This is a genomic window from Actinomyces bovis, from assembly GCF_900444995.1.
In the GTDB taxonomy this organism is placed as follows: domain Bacteria; phylum Actinomycetota; class Actinomycetes; order Actinomycetales; family Actinomycetaceae; genus Actinomyces; species Actinomyces bovis.
In genome coordinates this window covers 410,081-431,366 of the sequence record NZ_UAPQ01000001.1, presented here as the reverse complement: position 1 = coordinate 431,366, position 21,286 = coordinate 410,081, and the positions used below count along the sequence as shown (strand labels likewise).

The 21,286-nt window shown below is 64.3% G+C and carries 16 protein-coding genes; 5 read left to right on the top strand and 11 right to left on the bottom strand.

The window, feature by feature from the left end; all coding sequences use genetic code 11:
• Positions 1–107: 107 nt before the first annotated feature.
• Positions 108–1,229 carry a peptide chain release factor 2 gene (prfB, locus tag DR039_RS01815; protein WP_111836004.1) on the top strand — a complete coding sequence of 374 codons (1,122 nt, stop codon included), beginning with the start codon at positions 108–110 and terminating at the stop codon, positions 1,227–1,229.
• Positions 1,230–1,591: 362 nt separating this feature from the next.
• Here the strand turns inward: prfB and ettA are convergent, their stop codons facing one another.
• The 3 genes from ettA to ptsP all read right to left on the bottom strand — a co-directional run bounded on the left by ettA (position 1,592) and on the right by ptsP (position 6,058).
• Entirely contained in the window at positions 1,592–3,274 is a 1,683-nt protein-coding gene (gene ettA / locus DR039_RS01810; RefSeq protein ID WP_111836003.1) for an energy-dependent translational throttle protein EttA, read from the bottom strand.
• A 133-nt stretch (positions 3,275–3,407) separates the two neighbouring features.
• Positions 3,408–4,364 (bottom strand): acyl-CoA thioesterase, encoded by a 957-nt coding sequence (locus DR039_RS01805; RefSeq protein WP_111835680.1) that lies wholly within the window; start codon positions 4,362–4,364, stop codon positions 3,408–3,410.
• Positions 4,361–6,058 carry a phosphoenolpyruvate--protein phosphotransferase gene (gene ptsP, locus DR039_RS01800; protein WP_111835679.1) on the bottom strand — a complete coding sequence of 566 codons (1,698 nt, stop codon included), beginning with the start codon at positions 6,056–6,058 and terminating at the stop codon, positions 4,361–4,363. Before ptsP ends, DR039_RS01805 begins: the two co-directional genes overlap by 4 nt.
• Before the next feature lie 318 nt (positions 6,059–6,376).
• Between ptsP and malQ the strand changes: the two genes are divergently transcribed.
• Positions 6,377–8,542, top strand: coding sequence for a 4-alpha-glucanotransferase (gene malQ, locus DR039_RS01795; RefSeq protein ID WP_111835678.1), 2,166 nt, complete (start codon positions 6,377–6,379; stop codon positions 8,540–8,542).
• A gap of 236 nt (positions 8,543–8,778) precedes the next feature.
• On the opposite strand, the gene DR039_RS01790 is transcribed toward malQ, so the two are convergent.
• The 4 genes from DR039_RS01790 to DR039_RS01775 form a co-directional block, all read right to left on the bottom strand.
• Positions 8,779–9,234, bottom strand: a complete 456-nt coding sequence (locus tag DR039_RS01790) for a PTS sugar transporter subunit IIA (RefSeq protein ID WP_111835677.1) — start codon at positions 9,232–9,234, stop codon at positions 8,779–8,781.
• Positions 9,231–9,461 carry a glucose PTS transporter subunit EIIB gene (locus tag DR039_RS01785; protein ID WP_111835676.1) on the bottom strand — a complete coding sequence of 77 codons (231 nt, stop codon included), beginning with the start codon at positions 9,459–9,461 and terminating at the stop codon, positions 9,231–9,233. Before DR039_RS01785 ends, DR039_RS01790 begins: the two co-directional genes overlap by 4 nt.
• Before the next feature lie 125 nt (positions 9,462–9,586).
• Entirely contained in the window at positions 9,587–9,844 is a 258-nt protein-coding gene (locus DR039_RS01780; protein WP_111835675.1) for a PTS transporter subunit EIIB, read from the bottom strand.
• A complete protein-coding gene (locus tag DR039_RS01775) occupies positions 9,841–10,593 on the bottom strand; it encodes a GntR family transcriptional regulator (RefSeq protein WP_111835674.1) in 753 nt (250 codons plus the stop codon). The genes DR039_RS01780 and DR039_RS01775 overlap by 4 nt, the downstream gene beginning before the upstream one ends.
• Positions 10,594–10,921: 328 nt before the next feature.
• Between DR039_RS01775 and DR039_RS01770 the strand changes: the two genes are divergently transcribed.
• The gene (locus DR039_RS01770; protein WP_111836002.1) at positions 10,922–12,340 is read left to right on the top strand and encodes a PTS transporter subunit EIIC; all 1,419 of its coding nucleotides are present in this window, start codon (positions 10,922–10,924) and stop codon (positions 12,338–12,340) included.
• Between the two features lie 284 nt (positions 12,341–12,624).
• On the opposite strand, the gene pepN is transcribed toward DR039_RS01770, so the two are convergent.
• The 4 genes from pepN to DR039_RS01750 form a co-directional block, all read right to left on the bottom strand.
• Positions 12,625–15,201 (bottom strand): aminopeptidase N, encoded by a 2,577-nt coding sequence (gene pepN / locus DR039_RS01765; RefSeq protein WP_111835673.1) that lies wholly within the window; start codon positions 15,199–15,201, stop codon positions 12,625–12,627.
• Between the two features lie 159 nt (positions 15,202–15,360).
• Positions 15,361–16,407, bottom strand: coding sequence for an LCP family protein (locus tag DR039_RS01760; protein ID WP_111835672.1), 1,047 nt, complete (start codon positions 16,405–16,407; stop codon positions 15,361–15,363).
• 18 nt (positions 16,408–16,425) lie between these two features.
• Entirely contained in the window at positions 16,426–17,373 is a 948-nt protein-coding gene (locus DR039_RS01755; protein WP_111835671.1) for a hypothetical protein, read from the bottom strand.
• 265 nt (positions 17,374–17,638) lie between these two features.
• The gene (locus tag DR039_RS01750; RefSeq protein WP_111835670.1) at positions 17,639–19,756 is read right to left on the bottom strand and encodes a M13 family metallopeptidase; all 2,118 of its coding nucleotides are present in this window, start codon (positions 19,754–19,756) and stop codon (positions 17,639–17,641) included.
• A 59-nt stretch (positions 19,757–19,815) separates the two neighbouring features.
• On the opposite strand from DR039_RS01750, the gene DR039_RS01745 reads away from it, so the two are divergent.
• Positions 19,816–20,268 (top strand): ribose-5-phosphate isomerase, encoded by a 453-nt coding sequence (locus tag DR039_RS01745; protein ID WP_111836001.1) that lies wholly within the window; start codon positions 19,816–19,818, stop codon positions 20,266–20,268.
• A gap of 3 nt (positions 20,269–20,271) precedes the next feature.
• On the top strand, positions 20,272–21,222 hold the full coding sequence (locus DR039_RS01740; protein ID WP_111835669.1) for an Fpg/Nei family DNA glycosylase: 951 nt from the start codon (positions 20,272–20,274) through the stop codon (positions 21,220–21,222).
• Positions 21,223–21,286: the final 64 nt, after the last annotated feature.

Below are 21,286 nucleotides of genomic sequence, written 5' to 3'. Positions count from 1 at the left end.
TGGCTCCCGGGCGGTTCTGTCTGCTGGAGCCTGGCGACGGCGTCGGTGTGTCCGGCGCCAAGGCCCTGAGGCCACAGTCCGCCTGGCCCGGCGGGTATGCTCGGCCTGTGGCCACTGACTTTCCCGCAGAGATCGAACGACTCCGACACACCTATGCCTCCATCGCGGCGGTGACGGACCCTGAGGCCCTGCGCGCGCGCATTGCCGAGCTCTCCGAGCAGGCCGCTGCCCCTGACCTGTGGGATGACCCCGATGCCGCCCAGGTGGTCACCTCCGCCCTGTCCCACGCCCAGGCTGATCTCAAGCGGGTGGAGGACCTTGGCGGGCGCATTGACGACCTAGAGGCCATGGTGGAGATGGCCGCTGAGGAGGAAGGCGACGACGCCGCCGAGCTCCTGGCAGAAGCTGACGCGGACCTTGACGCCATCTCCAAAGACCTGTCGGACCTGGAGATTCGCACGCTGCTGAGCGGCGAATACGACCAGCGCGACGCCGTCGTCTCCATCCGCTCCGGTGCCGGTGGCGTAGATGCGGCAGACTTCGCGGAGATGCTGCTGCGCATGTACCTGCGCTGGGCGGAGCGCCACGACTACGCCGTCAAAGTGCTAGACACCTCCTACGCGGAGGAGGCAGGCTTGAAATCTGTGACCTTCGAGGTGCACGCTCCCTACGCCTACGGCACCCTCAGCGTCGAGGGCGGCACACACCGCCTGGTGCGCATCAGCCCCTTCGACAACCAAGGCCGCCGCCAGACCTCCTTCGCGGCCGTTGAGGTTATCCCGCTGATTGAGTCCACGGACCACATTGACATCCCGGAGACCGACATCCGCACCGACGTCTTCCGCTCTTCTGGGCCCGGCGGACAGTCCGTGAACACGACTGACTCCGCCGTACGCATCACCCACCTGCCCACCGGCCTGGTGGTCTCCATGCAGGATGAGAAGTCCCAGATCCAGAACCGCGCCGCCGCCATGCGCGTGCTCCAGTCCCGCCTGCTGCTACTCAAACAGCAGGAGGAGGACGCCAAGAAGAAGGAGCTGGCCGGAGATGTAAAGGCATCCTGGGGCGACCAGATGCGCAACTACGTGCTCAACCCCTACCAGATGGTCAAAGACCTGCGCACCAGCTATGAGGTGGGCAACCCGGACTCAGTCTTCGACGGCGATATTGACGGCTTCATCGACGCCGGGATCCGCTGGCGCAAGCAGCAGGAGCAGGCCGAAGACTGAGGCCTTTGCGAGCCACTGCGACGATCCCCGGATCCCGCCATCGCCCGTGCCAGGGCTACGCCCTAGTCACCCGCAATATCAAGGACCTTGAGCGCACGGGCGCCACGCTAATCAATCCCGGGACCGACTGAGCCCTCAGCACCGGCATGGTGCAGAGGGCTCAATCGCCTCGGCAACTCGAGCAAGCTCGGCTGCCCTCGGCTCAATCGCGTGTGCTCGGCCTACGGCCTACAACACCACTCAATCGCCTCGGCAACTCGAGCAAGCTCGGCTGCCCTCGGCTCAATCGCGTGTGCTCGGCCTACGGCCTACAACACCACTCAATCGCCTCGGCAACTCGAGCAAGCTCGGCTGCCCTCGGCTCAATCGCGTGTGAGCTTGCGGTAGGTGACGCGGTGGGGGCGGGCGGCCTCCGCGCCTAGGCGCTTGATCTTGTTCTCCTCGTAAGAGGCGAAGTTCCCCTCGAACCAGTACCACTTGGCCGGGTTCTCGTCGTCGCCCTCCCACGCGAGGATATGGGTGGCCACGCGGTCCAGGAACCAGCGGTCGTGAGTGATGACCACGGAACAGCCCGCAAAGTTCAGCAGCGCGTTCTCCAAGGAGCCGAGGGTCTCAGTGTCTAGGTCGTTGGTGGGCTCGTCCAACAGAATCAGGTTACCGCCCTGCTTAAGCGTCAGCGCCAAGTTCAAGCGGTTGCGCTCACCACCGGAAAGCACCCCCGCAGGCTTCTGCTGGTCCGGGCCCTTAAAACCGAAAGCCGCCACATAGGCGCGTGAAGGCATCTCCACCTGGCCCACCTTGATGTAGTCCAAGCCGTCAGAGACGACCTCCCACAAGGTCTTGTCCGGGTCAATCCCCGCGCGAGTCTGGTCCACGTAGGAAAGCTTGACCGTCTTGCCGATCTTTAGCTCCCCTGAGTCCAGCGGCTCCAGGCCCACAATCGTCTTGAACAGCGTGGTCTTACCAACGCCGTTGGGCCCCACAATTCCCACAATGCCGTTGCGCGGCAGCGTGAAAGACAGGTCGTCAATCAGGGTGCGGCCATCAAAACCCTTGCTCAGGTGACTGGCCTCCAGCACCACATTGCCCAGGCGCGGGGCTGGCGGGATCTGAATCTCCTCAAAGTCGAGCTTGCGGGTCCGCTCGGCCTCCGCCGCCATTTCCTCATAGCGGGCCAGACGGGCCTTGGACTTAGTCTGGCGGCCCTTTGCGGAGGAACGCACCCACTCCAGCTCCTCCTTGAGGCGTTTGGCAAGCTTGGCGTCCTTCTTCCCCTGGACCTCCAGGCGCTTCTCCTTGGTCTCCAGGTAAGTGGAGTAGTTGCCCTCGTAGGGGTACAGGTGGCCCCGGTCCACTTCCGCGATCCACTGGGCCACGTGGTCCAGGAAGTAGCGGTCGTGGGTGACGGCAATAACCGCACCCTTGTAGGTGCTCAGGTGCTGCTCAAGCCAAAGCACGGACTCGGCATCTAGGTGGTTGGTGGGCTCGTCAAGGAGCAGCAGGTCAGGGGCCTCTAGGAGCAGCTTGCACAGGGCCACGCGGCGGCGCTCACCACCAGAGAGGTTCTTGACCTCCGCCTCCGGCGGCGGGCAGCGTAGCGCGTCCATGGCCTGCTCCAGCTGAGAGTCCAGGTCCCAAGCATTGGCAGCATCCAGCTCGTCCTGAAGCTTGCCCATCTCCTCCATGAGGGCATCAAAGTCGGCGTCGGGATCGGCCATGGCGGCAGAGATCTCGTTGAAGCGGTCCAATTTGCCTTTGATCTCAGCCACGCCCTCCTCAACGTTGCCCAGCACAGTCTTCTCCTCGTTGAGTGGCGGCTCCTGTAACAGGATGCCGACGCTGTAACCAGGGGTCAGACGAGCCTCCCCGTTGGAGGGCTGGTCCAAGCCCGCCATGATCTTGAGGATGGAGGACTTACCAGCGCCGTTGGGACCGACCATGCCGATCTTCGCCCCGGGGAAGAAGGACATGGTGACGTCGTCCAGGATTACCTTGTCACCGTGGGCCTTGCGGGCCTTGATCATGGAGTAGATGTACTCAGCCACTTCTGCTGTGCGCCTTTCATAGGAGGTGCGGATGCTGTTGCGCAGCGATGGCGGGGCTTGCCGCTCCGGCGTCACTGCGCACTGCCGCCCAGCCTACGGGAGTCCCCAGGCACGCGCGAAGCTGCGCCAAGACCTAGGCTCCCTCGCCATCCATGCGGACCGTCCAGCGCCCACTGCCGGAATGCCCTGCGTCAGGCATACGGATCATGCCTTCCTGCGCAATCGTGGAGACCAAACGCCCCGCAGAGTCAAAAACCTGGGCCCGCGCCATAGCCCGCCCACCCTGAGAGGTAGGCGAGTCCTGCACAAACAGCAGCCAGTCAGCCACATTGACATCCCGATGGAACCACTGGGCATGGTCGAGAGTCGCCAGGCTCATGCCCTCACTGCGCCAACACAAGCCTTGGCTGCGCAGCGCTGGTTCCAGCATCACCTGGTCGCATACATAAGCCAGCAGCGCCCGGTGCACCGTCTGACTCGTCTCTACTGGCACTTTTCCGCGCGCCCGCATCCAAAGGTGCTGGCGCCCGTCCCGCTCCGGTGCAGGCTGCAAGTACAGCGTGCCCTCCACATGCCGCAAGTCAAAAGCCGCCGTGCGACCCAGATACTTGGCCACCGGGTGGTCCATCGTGCGGAACAGTTCGAGGGCGCTGGGCACCTCATCTGGGCTAGGGACCGACGGCGCAGGCAACTGCACCACCAAGCCTGACTGCAACTCCTGGAAGGAGGTGACCATAGTCAGGATTGGTCTGCCACCCTGCATCGCCGTAGTGCGCCGCTGCGAGAAGGAACGGCCGTCATGCATCCGTTCCACCGCAAAACCAACCTGTCGATCAGGTTTGCCGCCACGCATGAAATAAGCGTGCACGGAGTGCGGTAAGCGCTCACCATCGCCGTCGTCAACCATGGTGGCAGCAGCAGCCAGCAGCCCTTGCGCCACCACCTGACCACCATAAATGCGGCCAGATAACTGCGGCAAACAATTGCCGGTGAAAGCGTCTTCCCCCTCAGCGGCGCTGAGCGCCAGCACACGGGTGACCGCGCCAAGCGGCTCCTCAGTGGCTAGGGGAACTGGATAAGGCGCCGTCACAGGCCCAGTTCCTCCAGAATGGGCAGCTGGGCGCGCACTGCATCCCTCGCGGCCTCGGCGGTGGCAGCAGTCAGCGCCAAGCTGGCCAAGTCCTGGCACTCAGCCAGAGTCACGGATTTGAGCACGGCGTCCACATCTGGCAGGGCCCGCGCCGTCATAGACAAGCTGGCCACGCCGCAGCCCACCAGGACCGCCGCCAGGGCCGGGTCCGCCGCAGCCTCACCACACACACCCACCGGACGGCCCTTGGGGGCAGCACCATCGCAGGCCTGCTTAATCAAGCGCAGCACTGCCGGCTGCCAGGCAGTGGATAGATCCGCCAGGGAGGACAACAGTCGATCAGCCGCCATCACGTACTGAGTGAGGTCATTCGTGCCCACCGAGGCAAAGTCGGCGTACTCGAACATCTGGTCCGCCATGATCGCAGCCGAGGGCACCTCAATCATCATGCCGGCAGTGGACAGACCATGGGCCCGCGCGGCCTCAGTGAAAGCCTTGGCCTCGTCAACCGTGGAAATCATGGGAGCCATGACCCACACCTTTGCCTCAGTCGCAGCCTGAGCCTGCGCTAGAGCCTCCAACTGGTTCTCCAGCACCTCCGGGTCACGACGGGTCGTGCGGTAGGCGCGCACACCCAACGCCGGGTTGGCCTCAGTCGCGTCAGTCAGGAAGGGCAGGGGCTTGTCCGCGCCGGCATCCAGGGTGCGCACCACCACTTTCTTGCCTGGGAAGGCCGCCAAAACCTCCGTGTATGCAGCTACCTGCTGCTCCACCGTGGGCTCAGTGGGCTGGTCCAGGAAGCAGAACTCCGTGCGGAACAGGCCAACCCCCATGGCATTGGCCTCCGCAGCTGAGCGGGCGGCAGCACCATCGCCCACATTCGCCAGCAGCTGGACCTCATGCCCATCCTTCGTGGCGCCGTCGCCATTGAACTCGCGCACCCGGCTGGCCAACTCTCTGGCATGGCGCAACTCTTCCTCAGAGGGCTCAAGGGTGATAAAGCCCTTGGTGCCATCCACCAAGACAATCGTGCCCTCCAACAGCTGGTCGGTCACGGCAGTGCCAGCGCCCACGATTGCGGGCATGCCCAAAGACCGCGCCAGGATCGCCGTGTGGGAGGTCGGGCCGCCCTCACTGGTCACAAAAGCCACGACCTTCTCCGGGTCTAGCAGAGCCGTGTCAGCCGGAGCTAGGTCCTCAGCCACCAGTACAAAAGGCTCAGGCATGCTGGGGATGCCGGGCATGGGGGAGTCAGTCAGGACTGCAACAATCCGGTCGCGCACGTCAGCGACATCCCGAGTGCGCTCCGCCATATAGCCACCCAGGGATTCCAACATGGCGGATAGGGTGCCTGCGGCCTCCCACACGGCCCGTTCTGGCACTAGGCGGCGCTCACGCACCATGGCCTGGGCGGAGGAGGTCAGCGTAGGGTCTGCGGCCATCTGCGCCGTCATCTCCAGCAGTGCTCGGCCTTCACCCTTGGCTTCAGCGGCGGAAAGCTCCAGGCGCTTCTTGACGGCCAGGGCCGCATCCGCGATCCGCTCGCACTCGCGGTCTAGGTCTCGGGCGGCGTCGAGCACCTCAATCTCTGGCTCAGGGACGCCTGGCGCCATGCGGGCAACAGGTCCGGCCACCAGGCCTGGGCTCACGCCGATGCCGGAAAGCTGGGTGCGGGTCTGGTCGGAGGTGGCCATCGGTGCTCCTTGGGTCGGCTGGCTAGCGCGTATTAACGAACTTCGGCCCATTGTGCCCTGAGACGTGGGACACGGTGGCGGTTCTGCGCTGAGGATAACTACCGATTCCGGCCCCCGCGACTGCGTGGAATGACCCAAGCGGCGGGCAGCAAGGACCTGAAAGCTTTGCATTATTGTCTGTCTGAATGTTGGGGTGCGGCGTGCAATCCATTGCAGGGCGCGGCATGCTTGAGTCTGGTACGGCGGCCCCGTCCGTCACCCGCCCTTCCCGTCCACCGAGCGCGCACCGCGCGCGAGAGCAATGAGGCCTCATACGCGATGTCCCAGCCCAACGTATCTGCCCAAGCCCCCAGTGAAAGCCTGATCCGCCTAGCCGACCTGCACGGCGTATCCACCGAGTACTGGGACTACCACGGCAACCTAGCCTCACCCTCAAGACAGACCCTGGAGGCCGTGCTTGGGGCCCTAGGCATCGCCGCCACCACTGAGGAGGAAATCGCGGCCTCCCTCACCGACGCCGACCTGGCCCCCTGGCGCCAGGCCCTACCCGCCTGCATCGTGACCCGCCGCGGCAAGGCCGAGACCGTGCGCGTGCACGTGCCCGACGGCGCCGATGTCTCCGTCCACGTGGAGCTGGAAGAAGGCGGCGAGCGCTGGCTCAAGCAGACCGACGACTGGACGCGGGCCCGTGTAGTCGACGGCGTGCTAACCGGTCGCGCCGCCTTTGACCTCCCTACCGATCTGCCCCTGGGCTGGCACACCCTGGTAGCGGAGATCCGCGCCAAGGGGGCTGAGCCCGCCCGCACGGTCACTGCGCCACTAGCCATCACCCCGGACCATCTGGAACTGCCGCAGGCGCTGGGGGAGCGCGGTTGGGGCGTTATGGCGCAGCTCTACTCGGTGCGCTCGCGAGCCTCCTGGGGAATTGGCGACGCCGACGACCTCACGGAACTGGCCGGCTTCCTGGGGGACGAGGGCGCAGACTTCCTGCTCATCAACCCGCTGCACGCAGCTGAGCCTGCCGGGCCAATGACGGCGTCGCCATATCTGCCGGTCACTCGCCGCTTCGTGAACCCGATCTACATTCGCCCAGAAAATATTCTAGAAGTTGCTCGCTTATCTGGCCCGCGCCGCTCCTTGGTGCAGTGGGCTCAGCAAGAAGTGCGTGACCGCAACCTAGAGACCACCCCCATTGACCGCGACGAGGTGTGGAAGGCCAAGCGGGAAGCCCTGGAAGTCATTTTCTCTGCTGGCCGCTCCCGCGCCCGCCAACGGGACTTTGAGCGCTTCCGGGCGGAGCAGGGGGATGGGCTGGAGCGTTTTGCACTCTGGTGCGCGCTGACGGAAAAGTACGGGGATATGGCCACCTGGCCCGCCAACCTCAAAGACGCTAGCTCGGCGCATGTGGCCAACGAGGCCCGCAGTCTGGCTGACCGAATTGAGTTCTACGCCTGGATGCAGTGGGTTATCGACGAGCAGCTTGAACGCGCGCAGCAGCAAGCACTGGCCGCAGGCATGGCGCTGGGCATCATGGATGACCTGGCAGTGGGAGTGCACCCGCGTGGCGCCGATGTCTGGTCCATGCCTGATGCCTTTGCTGCTGGTATTCACGTTGGTGCTCCGCCGGATATGTACAACCAGCTGGGGCAGAACTGGTCCCAGCCGCCGTGGAGCCCCAAGTACCTTGCGGAGAGCGCCTTTAGGCCCCTGCGGGAGATGGTGCGCACGGTTCTGCGTCATGCCGGAGCCTTGCGGGTGGACCATGTGATTGGGCTGTTCCGCCTGTGGTGGATTCCCGAAGGCATGGGCGCCGACCAGGGTGCCTACGTCCGTTACGACCACGAGGCGATGGTGGGAGTGCTGCTGCTGGAAGCGCACCGGGCTGGCGCCGTCGTCATTGGTGAAGACCTGGGCACCGTGGAGCCGTGGGCTCGCGAGTACCTGACTGCCCGGGGAGTCTTGGGCACTTCAGTGCTCTGGTTTGAGAAGCAGGGGGACGGCTGGCCGCTGCAGCCTGAGGCCTACCGGCGTCTAGCTCTGTCTACGGTGAACACGCACGACTTGCCGCCTACTGCCGGCTACCTGGCGGACGAGCATGTGGAGTTGCGTCAGCGCCTGGGCTTGCTTACGGACCCTGTGGAGCAGGTGCGGGCGGAGGCTCGTGTCGAGCGCGACCGCATGATTGCGCGCCTGCGAGAGCACGGCCTGCTAGGCGAGGAGCCAACTGAGCGGGAGATTGTGGAGGCCCTGCATCGCTATGTGGTGCGCACGCCGTCAGCGTTGATTGGCGTCTCTCTGGTCGACGGCGTAGGCGAGCGGCGCACCCAGAACCAGCCTGGCACAGACAAGGAGTACCCGAACTGGCGGATTCCGCTGGCGGATGGCTCGGGTGAGGCAGTCTTGGTGGAGGACCTCCCCAACTCTGTGCGCCTTGGCAGCCTGCTGGCAGCGGTGCGGGACGAGTTGGCGCAGCGGCAGCTCTGAGGGCCGCGGCAGGGCTGAACGCGGTGGAATAAGACGCGGCGGCCCAAGGCGCAGCTGAACGAGGCATGGCCACGCAAGGCGCGGCTAAGCAAGGCGCGGCAAATCCGGCACAACTAGTTCAGCGCAGCAAGCGCAGCAGAGCGGCCCGTTCCCTTAGGGGGAGCGGGCCGCTCTGCTGCCGGATGGTGGTGCTTAGCGCGGGGCTGCACGGCACATTGCTGCCGGGCAGCCCTGAGTCACTTGATGGTCAGCACCCTGTCTCCAGGGGTGACGGCGGAGCCAAGCTCTGGGAGAGTTAGGTCGGCTTCTTCGGTTTCCAAGGCGATGATCGGGACAATGGGATTGCGCCCACCTGCCTCAATCTGTGCGGGGTTCCAGGTGACCATAGGGTCGCCAGCCTTGACCTGATCGCCTTCCTTGGCCAGGACTTTGAAGCCCTCGCCAGCGAGTTGGACCGTGTCTAGGCCTAGGTGTACTAGCACGCCCTTGGAGTCGTCGGAGACGATCACGAAGGCGTGGGGGTGGACCTTTACGACCCGCCCGCTGATAGGGGCTACTGCGGTGAGCTCGCCGTCGCGTTCCGGGTCGACGGCGATGCCAGGGCCCACAAACTTGCCGGAAAAGACCGGATCGGGGACCTCCTCAATCGCGACCAGCTTGCCCGCTAGGGGAGCGGTTACGGTGAGGGTCAACGCAGGTCCTCGATGTCCTCCGCAATGGTGTCGGCGTTGGGGCCGACGATGACCTGGACGGTGTCGCCCACCTTGAGCACGCCGTGCGCACCAGCAGCCTTGAGGCCCGCCTCGTCTAGGAGGCTGATGTCCTCTAGCTCGCAGCGCAGTCGGGTGATGCAGGGCTCGATCTCATTGATATTGTCGAATCCGCCGAGGGCGTCGACGATCTGCTGAGCCTGGGACATAGATGCCTCCTGTTGTGGCCGGCGGTGCCGGGGGATTTTGGCTGCGGTGGGCCACGTTGCCCGGCAGAGCGTCAGTGGTCCATACCAGTCGAAATAGTACTCGCCGGCGCCTGGCTGTCCAGCGATTATTGCTTGCTGTGCTGCGGCGGGGCCAAGAGTTCCGCTATATCTGTGGAGAGCAGGTCGGCATTGGGGCCCACAATCACCTGCGCCACGCGGCCAATTACTGAGACGCCGTGCGTCCCCGCGCGGCGCAAGGCGGTGCGGTCCACGCGGGACGGCTCTAGTACTTCCACACGCAGGCGGGTGGTGCAGGGTTCCAGCGAGTCGATATTCTCCGCGCCGCCGAGGGCGGCAACAATGGCCCGAACGTCAGGCTTCACGATGCGGCTCCTTTGGATCTGGGGGTGGGACGGGAGACGGCGGGGGCAGGGACAGCGACCGGGACCCACAGGGCGTAGCGGTCTGCGCGGTAGATGGAATGCGAGTAGTCGATGACGGTGTGCTCGTGGAAGGTGCGGCGGGTGATGGCAAGCGTTGGTGCTCCCTCGCGTACGCTCAGCAGCGTAGCCTCCTCGATCGTAGCGGCGTGGGCTTCGATTAGGTCTTCACCCCAGGCTGGTGGCAGCCCGGCGCCAGTAAGGCGCTCATAGACGGAGAAGTTCAGGGCGCCGTCCAGCAGATCGGGCAGAGCGTCGGCGGGGATCCAGTTCTCCTCGATGGCCATAGGGGTTGAATCGGCGGTGAGCAGACGTCGGAGGTGGTGGACAGCGGTGCCGGGCACGCGCTCAAGTTGCTCAGCGACGGCGTTGGAAGCAGGGATGGTCTCGGCCAGCAGGAAGACCGAGCCGGGCTCCATGCCGCGACGTCGCATCTCTTGGGTGAAGGAGGTCAGCCGCACCTGTAGGTCAACCTTTGGCTGGGCCACAAAGGTTCCTTTGCCTTGATGCCGCTCCAGCACGCCGTCGACCACCAGGGTGTCAATGGCTTGGCGGACGGTCATTCGGGAGACGCGGAAGAGCTTGCAGAGCTCGCGCTCCGAGGGGATGGGGCTGCCTGGGCTCAGGTTTGAACGCACCTCGCTGAGAAGGTGGTCTCGCACCTGGACGTACTTGGCTCTTGAAGGTGGCATGGCTATGAGAATCTAAGGAGTGATTGTCTGGTGGCCTGGGGCTTGACCTCATTGTCGCAACTGGTCAGGACCGTGGTCCTATTGTGCAGCACGATCTGACAGAACGTGCACGAAACACCTCCGTCTCACTTGACAATTGACGCAATTGTGCGTTTTTCTAGCACCACTGGTCCAGACCTCTACCACTCTGGCCCGGCGTCGTCGCCCAGCAGGGCGGCTTCCCTTGAGCGCAGCAAAGTCGCTGCGTGAACCCAATCTGGAGAAAAACGTGACTACAAAGAAGTCGGGTGGCGCCTTTGCCGTCGCCCAGCGGCTTGGTCGCTCGCTCATGTTGCCGATCGCCACGCTGCCTGCAGCGGGTCTGCTGCTGCGTCTGGGCCAAGCTGACATGCTCGGTGCTGACGGCCTTTCCAAGAGCCTGACTTGGATGCAGCCAGTAGCCGACCTGATCAACGCCGCCGGTGGTGCCGTCTTTGACAACCTGCCTCTTATCTTCGCGGTGGGCGTCGCCGTCGGCTTTGCCAAGAAGGGTGACGGCTCCACCGGTGTAGCTGGCCTCTTTGGCTACCTGGTCTACAAGCACGTGCTGTGGGTGATGGCTCCGCTGGTTCTCGGCAAGCCTGCTGCCCCCGATGCCAAGGCGCTCGAGTGCCTCCACAATCTCGACCCGGCTAAGGAGACCATCGCTCAGGTTGGGCCCTGGAACCAGGGCGTCAATGTTTGCGGCCTGGCCACTCAAACCCCCATCAACTACGGCGTGCTCGGCGGTATCGTCATGGGTATCGTCGCTGCTCTGCTTTGGCAGAAGTTCTACCGTGTGAAGCTGCCTGACTGGCTGGCTTTCTTCGGTGGCCGTCGCTTCGTGCCGATCATTACCTCCGTGGTCGCCATCGTCGTCGCCATCTTCATGGCTTTCCTCTACCCCGCCTTCGACTGGGTCATCAACAAGCAGCTGGGTGGCTGGCTCATGGAGGCCGGTGCTCAGGGTGGCTTTGGTGGCGCCATCGCAGCCTTCGTCTTTGGTACCGCTAACCGTCTGCTCATCCCCTTCGGCCTGCACCACCTGCTGAACTCCATCCCGTGGTTCCAGCTCGGTGACTGCAAGAACGCCGCTGGTGAGACTCTCCACGGTGACCTCACCTGCTTCTTCAACGGTGTTGGCGGCAGCAACGCCTGGTCTGGTGGCTTCATGACCGGCTTCTTCCCGATCATGATGTTTGCCCTCCCGGCGGCGGCCCTAGCCATGTGGCGCACGGCCAAGCCGGAGAAGCGCAAGGCTACTGGCGCCCTGATGGTTTCCACCGCTCTAACCGCTCTTCTCACTGGTGTAACCGAGCCCCTTGAGTACGCCTTCGCCTACGCAGCCTTCCCGCTGTACGTGGTGCACGCGCTCCTCACCGGCTCCTCCCTGGCCATCACCAATGGCTTGGGTGTGAAGGACGGCTTCTCCTTCTCCGCTGGTGCTATCGACTACTTCATCAACTGGGGCAAGTCCTCCGAGTTGTCGACTTCAGCGCTCCCCGGCCCGGTCATGATCGTCATCCTGGGTCTGATCTACGCTGCGATCTACTACTTCCTGTTCCGCTTCCTCATCACGAAGCTCAACTTCAAGACTCCGGGCCGCGAGGACGATGACACTGACGCCTTCGCTGCTGCTCAGGAGGCCGCGGCGAAGTCCACCGGCAAGAAGGTCGCTGAGGCTGGTGCCGGCAAGGATGGGAAGACCGGAAAGGTCTCCAAGCGCTAAGTCGCTCAGTCAGAGGCGCCTAAGCTCGAGGTGCTGACACAGTGGGTCCCGGTCACCTAGATGGTGGCCGGGACCCCTTGTGTGTCTGTACTAGCGCCGTGTGCCGATCCAGTGCCCGCGCGTCAATGCAGGGCACCACCCCCACATTCGGACAACCTTCCTCTGTTCGGACAACGCTCGCCCGTTCGGACAACCATTGCAGCGGTCGTAGGTTGTCCGAACGGCTTTACGTTGTCCGAATGGGATTTGGTTGTCCGAATGAGAAGGCGGCGGGGAGGGGGTGGTTAGCCCTGGGGCGCGGTTTCCTGGGCTCGGGCTACGCGCAGCACGTCGTCGAGGTTCTCAGAGACGATGCGACGCAAGGCTGCTGGCGCAGCAGCATGCGAGTCCAGCCAGCCACGCAGCACGCCTTCGGCGTCGACCCCCGGCAGCCCCACCGGCAAGCAACTCCACAGGGAAGCTAGCAAGTTCTCCGCCATGTGGAAGGTCCGGGACTCCCAGATGCCGTCCACAACCTCCGCATAAGCCCCTACGAAAGGCACCAACAGCGCAGGGTTGCGCGAGCAAGCTCCAAAGCCCCGCAGCATCTTCACCTGGGTCTCATTGGGAATGCTTGCATCCTCCACGAGCGCCTTCCAAGCAGCGACCTTTGCCTGACCAGTGGGAATCGCAGCGCGGGCCTGGGCAGCGCGCTCAAGGCCAGTGGTGGTGACGTCACGCTCCGCCTCAGCAGCAATCTGCTCCTCGCCAGCCTGCCCGGCAGCCACCAGGCCAATCAGCAGCTCCCAACGCAGGTCCTGGTCCACCACTAGGCCCGTGGGCACAACAGCCCCCGCAAGCATCCCGGCGACGGCGTCGAGCTGCGAGCTGGTCACTGCCGTATGTGCCAGGGCCCGGGCCAACTGCAGCTGCTTGTCAGAGCCCGGCTGCGCAGCCGCCAGCAGCATCTGCAGCGAGTCAGCCGTAGCCACAAAGGCACCCGCACGCTCCGGGTGCGGCAGATAAGCACCCAAGCAGGTGGATACCTGTGCTAGTAGCGTCTGGATTACTCCCGAGTGCTCCTCCACGCTCAGGGCCTCCAGCGCAGCCGGCAGGTAGTCAGTGGCTGCCAGCTCGCCATCCCGAACCATGTCCCAGGCTGAAGCCAACATTAGGGAGCGGGGCAAAGAACCTGCGAATGCCGCAATGTGTTCCAGCCCCTGGCTGAGGGATACCTCGTCCAATCGGACCTTCGCATAAGTAAGATCCTCGTCGTTTAGCAGCAGCACGGCTGGGCGCTGCTTGCCCACCAGCTCGGGCACCGGCGTGGACGCGCCATCGACGTCGATCTCCACCCGAGCGGTGCGAGCCAGGGCGCCGTCCACCAGGTCGTAGCAGCCGATGGCTAGGCGGTGGGGGCGGGGGGTCGCGGGAGAACCCTCCGGAATCTCCTGCTGCACCGTCAGGCTGGTGATAATGCCAGCCTCGTCCACCTCCAGTTTGGGGCGCAGCACGGTCACCCCGGCTTCCTGCAGCCAGACTTTGGTCCAGGCACTCAGGTCCCGGCCACTGGTGACCTCAAGCTCAGTGAGCAGATCCGCCAGGGTGGCGTTGGCGTAGGCGTGCTTGTCCAGGTAGCGGGCGATGCCCTTGAAGAAGTTGTCCCGGCCTACATAAGCCACCAGGGCGGAGAGCACAGAGGCGCCCTTGGCGTAGGTGATGCCGTCGAAGTTCACTTCTACGTCGTGCAGGTCGTTGATCTGCGCAGCGATGGGGTGCGTGGAGGAAAGCTGGTCCTGGTTGTAGGCCCAGGCTTTCTCCGCGGCTTGGAAGGTGGTCCAGGCCTCAGTGAAGCGGGTGGCTTCAGCCGTGGCCAGGGTGGAGGTGTACTCGGCAAAGGACTCGTTGAGCCACAGGTCGTTCCACCACTTCATGGTGACCAGGTCCCCGAACCACATATGGGCCAGCTCATGCAGAATCGTCACTGCACGCCGCTCCACCCGGGCTGCTACGGGCCGAGAGCGGAAAATATAGTCGTCGCGGTGAGTGACGCAGCCCGCATTCTCCATGGCGCCAGCGTTGAACTCGGGCACGAAGATCTGGTCGTACTTCTCAAAGGCATAGGGCGTGGCGAAGAGCTCCTCGTAGAAGGCAAATCCCCGCTTGGTCAGGTCTAAAATCTCCTCGGAGTCCATGTGCTCGGCCAGGGAAGCGCGGCAGTAGGTGCCCAGGGGAACTACGCGACCGTCAGAGGCGGTGTAGCTGTCCGTCTGGCCCACGTAAGGCCCCGCGACGATCGCCGTGATGTAGGTGCTGATCGGCTTGGTGGGGGCGAAGGCAAAGCGGCTGGCAGGGGCGCCGTCGGTGCCGGTGACGGCCTGGGCTGCGGGGGTGGGGGAGTTGGAGAAGACAGTCCAGCCCGCCGGGGCGGTCACGGTGAAGGTGAAGGCCGCCTTGAGATCCGGCTGCTCGAAGCAGGGGTAGACGCGGCGGGCGTCAGGCACCTCAAACTGTGTGTAGAGGTAGGTCTGGCCGTCGGCTGGGTCGGTGAAGCGGTGTAGGCCCTCGCCGGTGTGCATATAGGCGCAGTCGGCCTCCACCTTGAGTTCATTGTCAGCGGCTAGGCCGGTCAGGCAGATGCGGGAGTCGGCGTAGACCTCGGCGGGATCTAGTGCCTGGCCATTCAGGGAGATGGTGTGAATGCTGGGGGCAATTAGGTCCACAAAAGTGCTGGAACCTGGTGTTGCTTTGAAGCGCAGGGTGGTGGTGGAGCCGAACACCTCCTCGCCCCGAGTGAGGTCTAGAACGACGTCGTAGGCCTGCGTGGTGACGACGGCGGCGCGGTCGGCCGCCTCGGTGCGGGTCAGGTTCTGACCAGGCATCTGAGCTCCTTTTAGTTTTCGAGGTTGGCGGGGGCGGAAGTCCACCGCGGTCCGTTCCGGGGCGTCGCAGCGCCGAGGTCGGAGAACTGGCGCCATCTTCTCACCAGGGCTGGCAGTGCCAAAACGTGGGCGCTTAGGTGCAGGGGAAGGCGGCGTCGCTCAGCTTGCTGGAGTGCAAGTACCTTTGGTGTAACCGAGCTCGCTGAGGACGCGGTAGGTGTCTTCGGTGGGCAGGGCGATGAAGGTGTTGTTGACGATGGGGCCAGGCACATCGACGACATCGACCTGCTCGCTGGCGGAGGCCGCGCGTGCGAGCCGCAGCAGCTCCAGCAGGCCCAGGTCTTCGTCTAAACCTGTGTTTCCTGCGATTTGGTGGGCTAAGGAGTGGGCGGCAAGGGGGGACTTAGCTTTGTTGCGGGCCGCCGTCATCGCCTGACGCATAACCGTACCGCCGGATTGGGTACGCCGTTTGGCGCCTTCCTCCTCAGACAAAGCTACCCAGGTGCCATCGCGTAGCACTTCTGGGTGCCGGGAGCGGACCAGGGCTAGGGCGGTGACGCCGTCAAGGTGGGCTGGGCCTGCTTGTTCGAGGTTGAGTCCGGTGTAGGCGTCGCGCACGGGTTCGGGGATATCAAGGTCCACTCCGCCTAGGGAGTCGATGATCTTGGCAAACTGGGCCATATTCACGCTGATTAGGTGACTGATGGGCACGCCCAGGTTGGCGCAGAGCAGGTCGGCGGTGTGCTGTGGGCCTTGGAGGTAACTCGTGGTTAGGCGTTCTTGTTCAAGGAAGTTGGCGCCAATGGTGAGGTCTCTGGGTAACAGGGCAACTGAGAGTTTGCCGTCTTGGAATCGCAGCAGGGCGATGACGTCGGCGCGGCTGCCTTCCCCCGCCTGTTCCACAGTGCCGAAGGGGCCTTGGTCACCAGGAATGTGCTCGCGCGAGTCTGTGCCGACCACGAGCCAGGTCTCCGGGGCACTGCCGGTGACCGTGGGGGGCTGAAGATTAAAGCGCTCGGGGCGGGCCATTAGCACCCCGAAGTCCACGCCTGCTGCGAGCAGAGCCAGGACCAGGATGGTGCAGAGCGTGCTCAGGATGCGGTGTTTGCGGTAGAACGCCCCCACCCGGGTGCGAACGCCAGGCTTGGCGGCTTGCACCCGGGTGGGGGCGTCGGTGGCCTCAGTGGCGGATTCTTCTTCCTTCACAGGCCATTAGTGTAGGGATCAGGCGTGGCGACGCTTGAGGGCGACGGCGCCAACTCCGGTCAGGCCCAGGGCGAAGATTGCCAGGGCGGGAGCCTCGATACCGGTCTTGGCCAGCTCCTTCTTGGGAGTGATCTGGGCGGCGTTCTTGGCCGGAGCCTGCTCCTGGGGCAGGGGCTTGGGAGCCTCGGACGGAGCCGGGGCGGGGGTGGTGGTGCTGCCAGCCTTCGTAGCACTGACGAACTGGTTGCCCTCAGCCTTGAAAACGCTGTCGAAGAATGCGCCCTCGCCGTTGGATCCACTGATCTTCAGCACGTAGTAGCCATCCGCCATAGCAGTCGGGGCGCCAACGTTGGTGGCAACGGCACCATTTGCGTCAGAGGTAGCCTTGCCAACCTCGATGCCGGTCGCGTCCTTGGCGACCTTGCCGTCCTTGTCAGAGGGGAAGAAGGCCAAGGTGACCTGAGTGTTGGGGTTGAAGCCGGTCGCGTTGACCTCGAAGTTCGTGTAAGCACCCTCGCCGGTGGCCTGCACCGTGCCGCCAATCGGGGTCAGGACGAAAGCAGCGGCCTCAACGTCAGACTTCTGACCGCCGTAGAACATGCACTGCGCGAATACGTACCACGGGTCAGTCTTAGCGTCACCCTTGGACTCATTGACAGCCTTGGTCATGTCCGCGGCTACACTCCACTTGCCCTCAGCGTCGGCCATGGCCTGACCGCCGGGAGCAAGGTGATCCTCGTTGGGGCCAATGGCGAGCAAAATGGTGCCAGGCTTGCCGTCCTTAATGCAGCCCGCGCCGGTGAAGGTGTGGGTGCCGGTAGGCGAGACATTGCCAACGGCGTCGATGGTGACGGTGACTTTGCTGTTCTCAGCGGCGGTGTTGCTGCCCTCAGCAGCAGCAGGGGCGGCGATGCCGAGAGCGAGTACGGCAGCGGCGGTCAGAGCGAGGGGGCGTCCAAGACGCATATTGTCCTCCAGGTTTTCATCAGGGAAGGCTTGGGATGCCTTTGACCCCGCAATTCTTTCCTAGTCACAATTCGGATACAAGTGTTGCTTTTGACTCTGGATCGCTGCTAAGTAGGTTGTTAAGAATCGCTCAGGTCACATCAGTCACAGACGTAACAGGTGTCGCCTCGATTTGTGGGAAACTCACAACTGAGGTGCATATTTCTATAGAAAAACTGGTGGGGGGTGGGGACTTATCCCCACCCCCCACCAGCTCGGCAGTGCCTCACCAGATCGTGACGCGCTCCTGCGGAGCTAACCAAAGCGCATCCCCGGGAACCAGCTCGAAGGCCTCATAAAAGGCATCCACGTTCCGCACGATCCCATTGCAGCGGAACTCAGCGGGGGAGTGCGGATCGACCGTCAACAGCAACTCTGCGTAGTCGTCCCGGTTCTTTCCACGCCAGATCCTTGCCCAGGAGAAGAAGAAGCGCTGCAGCGCGCTCAGTCCATCCACCGCTGGCACCGCCGCCACATCGTCGATACCCGCCCGGGCCAGCGCCAGCCGGTAAGCCTTCAAGGCGATCCCCAAACCGCCCAAGTCCCCGATGTTCTCCCCAATAGTCAAAGAGCCATTGACATGCGGCGCCTCCTCACCAGCCGCAGCCGCCCGGGCTGCCAACGCAGCAGGTACATAGGCGTCGTACTGCGCGATCAGCGCCTGAGTCCGAGACTTAAAAGCCTCACGGTCGGCCTCGGTCCACCAGTCAGTCACCTTGCCGGTGCCGTCAAAAGTGGAACCTTGGTCATCAAAACCGTGCCCAATCTCGTGCCCGATCACCGCCCCGATACCCGCGTAGTTGACGGCGTCGTCAGCCTCCGGAGAGAAGAAAGGCGGCTGCAAAATGGCCGCCGGAAAGACGATCTCATTCATGGTCGGGTTGTAGTAGGCATTCACCGTTTGCGGCGTCATATGCCACTCATCGCGATCCACCGGACCTCCCAGACGCCCCAGCTCACGCGCCAGCTCCGCCGCCTCCACACTGTGGACGCTCGCCAAGAGGTCACCCGGCGTCACCTTCACCGCTGAATAGTCCCGGAAGCGCTGCGGGTAACCTATTTTGGGCGTGAACATGGACAGCTTCTCCAGCGCCCGCGCCCGCGTGGCCGCGCTCATCCACTCCAACTCACTGATCGACTGGCGATAAGCCTCAAGCAGGTCTGCCACCAGGGCCTCCATCGCCTGCTTGTGCGAAGCCGGGAAATGCCGCTCCACGTAGATCCGTCCCACGGCCTCGCCCAGGCAGGACTCCACCAGCCCAACGCCCCGCTTCCAACGCGGCCGCAGCTCGTCGGTGCCCTGCAGCCGCTTGCCGTAGAAGGCGAAGTTCTCCTCCACGAAAGCCCGGGAGAGCAAAGTTGCCCGACCGTGCACCACATGCCAGACCGCCCAAGCCCGCAGATCCTCCAGCCTGGTCTCCTCCCACACCTGGGACATGTGCTCCAGGTAGTCAGGCTGACCCACGATCAACTCGTCAAGGAAGACGCCCCTGCCGGTGCCTGCTGCCCGCGCGGCCTCCTCCACGCCGGAGCGCCACTGCGCCCAGGGGAAGCCGGAGGCAGTGGCCTCGGCCCAGGTCATGGGGTTGTTCATCTGCTCAATGTCACGCAGCCGCACTCGGTCCCAGTGCCCCGCCGCCAACGCCGTCTCCACCGCCATGATGCGCTGCGCCACCGCGGTGGCCGCGTCGACGTCGTCGGCCTCACCAGAAGCCAAGGCGTCAACCACTTTCGCAAGGCGCAGCATCGCGGCGATATGCGCCACGTAGGCCTCACGCAGTTCCGCCTGCGATTCCTCCCGGTAATAGGACTCATCCGGCAGTGCCAAGCCCGCCTGGCCCATCCAAGTGGTGTAGCGGTCCGGATCGTTCAGATCCACCTCCACGCCCACACCGATCGGGCCCGTGAAACCAATGCCCACCCGGGCACCTAATAGCTGCGCCAGCTCTTCCTTGGAAGCAGCCTCCAGCACCGGAGCCAGTTCAGGCTGCAGCGGGGCGGCGCCCAGGGCCTCGGCCCGCTCCTCATCCATGAAGGCGGCATACAGTGCCCCAATCTTTCCGGCATCACTGTCCAGCGCTGCGACGCCGTCGCTTACCTGCTGCGCGCATTCCTCTACGATGCTGCGGCAGGCCAGTTCTGCCGCGTCACGCAGGTCCGTGAAGGAACCAGTGGCGGGCCGGTCAGCGGGGATCTTTGCCGTCGCCAACCAGGCGCCGTTGACATGCCGGAATAGATCATCTTGTGGGCGCACGGAGGGGTCCTGTGCGGCGGTCTCCAGGACTCCGGCCAGGACCGGGGCAGATGGTTTGGGGGAAGCAGCGGAAGGGCTAGGAACAGTCATGGGCATACGCTAACCGAAGCCACTTGGGTGCCACTGCGGCGGTACGGCACAATCAGGCCATGCGCATCCATATCGCCACAGACCACGCTGGATTCGAACTAAAGAACCGCCTTGCCGAGCACCTGCGGGCCGCCGGGCATGAGGTTATTGACCACGGCGCCCACGAGTACGACGCCCTCGACGACTACCCTGCTTTCTGTATCGACTGCGGTCAGGCAGTGGTGGCTGACCCGGGCAGCCTGGGCGTGGTGATTGGTGGCTCCGGCAACGGTGAGCAGATCGCCGCCAATAAGGTCGACGGCGTGCGCGCAGCCCTGGTCTGGAACGAGGAGACCGCGCGCCTAGCCCGCGAGCACAACAACGCCAATATCATCTCCATCGGCTTCCGCCAGCATGAACTCAGCTACTGCTTCCAGCTGGTGGACGTATTCATTGCCGAGCCCTTTAGTGGCGACGAGCGGCACCTGCGCCGCATTGGGCAGATCAGCGCCTTCGAGGCGGAGCGCGACTGAGCCTTGCCAGAAGGTCACACCATCCACCGGCTCGCGGGGGCCCTCCGGGAGCTATGGGGCGGGCAAAGGCTGCGCGCTAGCTCGCCGCAGGGGCGTTTTGCTGAGGGCGCCGCGCGGCTTAATGGGCAGGTGCTGCTCGATGCCCGCGCGCATGGAAAGCACCTGTTTGTGCCCTTCGGTCCGGCGGCGGATATGCCGGTTGCGGACCCAGCGGTGCTTTGGCTGCGCATCCACCTGGGGCTATATGGCTCCTGGACTTTTGACGGCGACGCCGCTTTCATTGCCCCGCATGCCATCGGGGCGCCCCGGCGTCGGGTAGGAGAACGCGGCGAGCAAGCCTTGCCTGGCGGCGCCGAGGCCAGCTCAGGGGCGCCAGAGGTCGGCGAGTGGCAGGCTCCTGCGCCGCGCGGCACTGTGCGATTGCGACTAGTGGGTGAGCATGGCTGCGCCGACCTGACCGGTCCTGCCGCCTGTGAGCTGCTTGACGCTGCCGGTGTGGACGCTGTGCGCCGTCGCCTGGGACCGGACCCGCTGCGCCGCGACGGTGACCGAGAAGTGTTCGTGGCCAATGTGCGGCGACGGCGTCGCAGCATTGGCGAGTTGCTCATGGACCAGTCTGTGCTAGCCGGGGCAGGCAATATCTATCGGGCTGAGACGCTGCTGCGCTGTGGTGTAAATCCCTTCCGGCACGGCAATGCGGTCAGTGAACGGCGACTGCGCCAGATTTGGGATGACCTGGTGCCGCTAATGGAGCACGGGGTGGAGACCGGGCTAATCACCACCGTGGACGCGGCAGATATGCCTGACCCCTTGCCTGCAGAAGATCAGGAAGCCGGGCGCTGGTACGTGTACCACCGCGACGGGCGGCCCTGCCTCAAATGTGGGGCGCGAGTGCAGCGTGCTGAGTTGGCTGGGCGGACCCTGTTCTGGTGCCCGCGTTGCCAAGCGCATTGAGTCCGGCTGCCCACATCTAAAGCTGGCGTATTCGCCCCCATAGGGCGGTGGTGGCGCCGCAGCA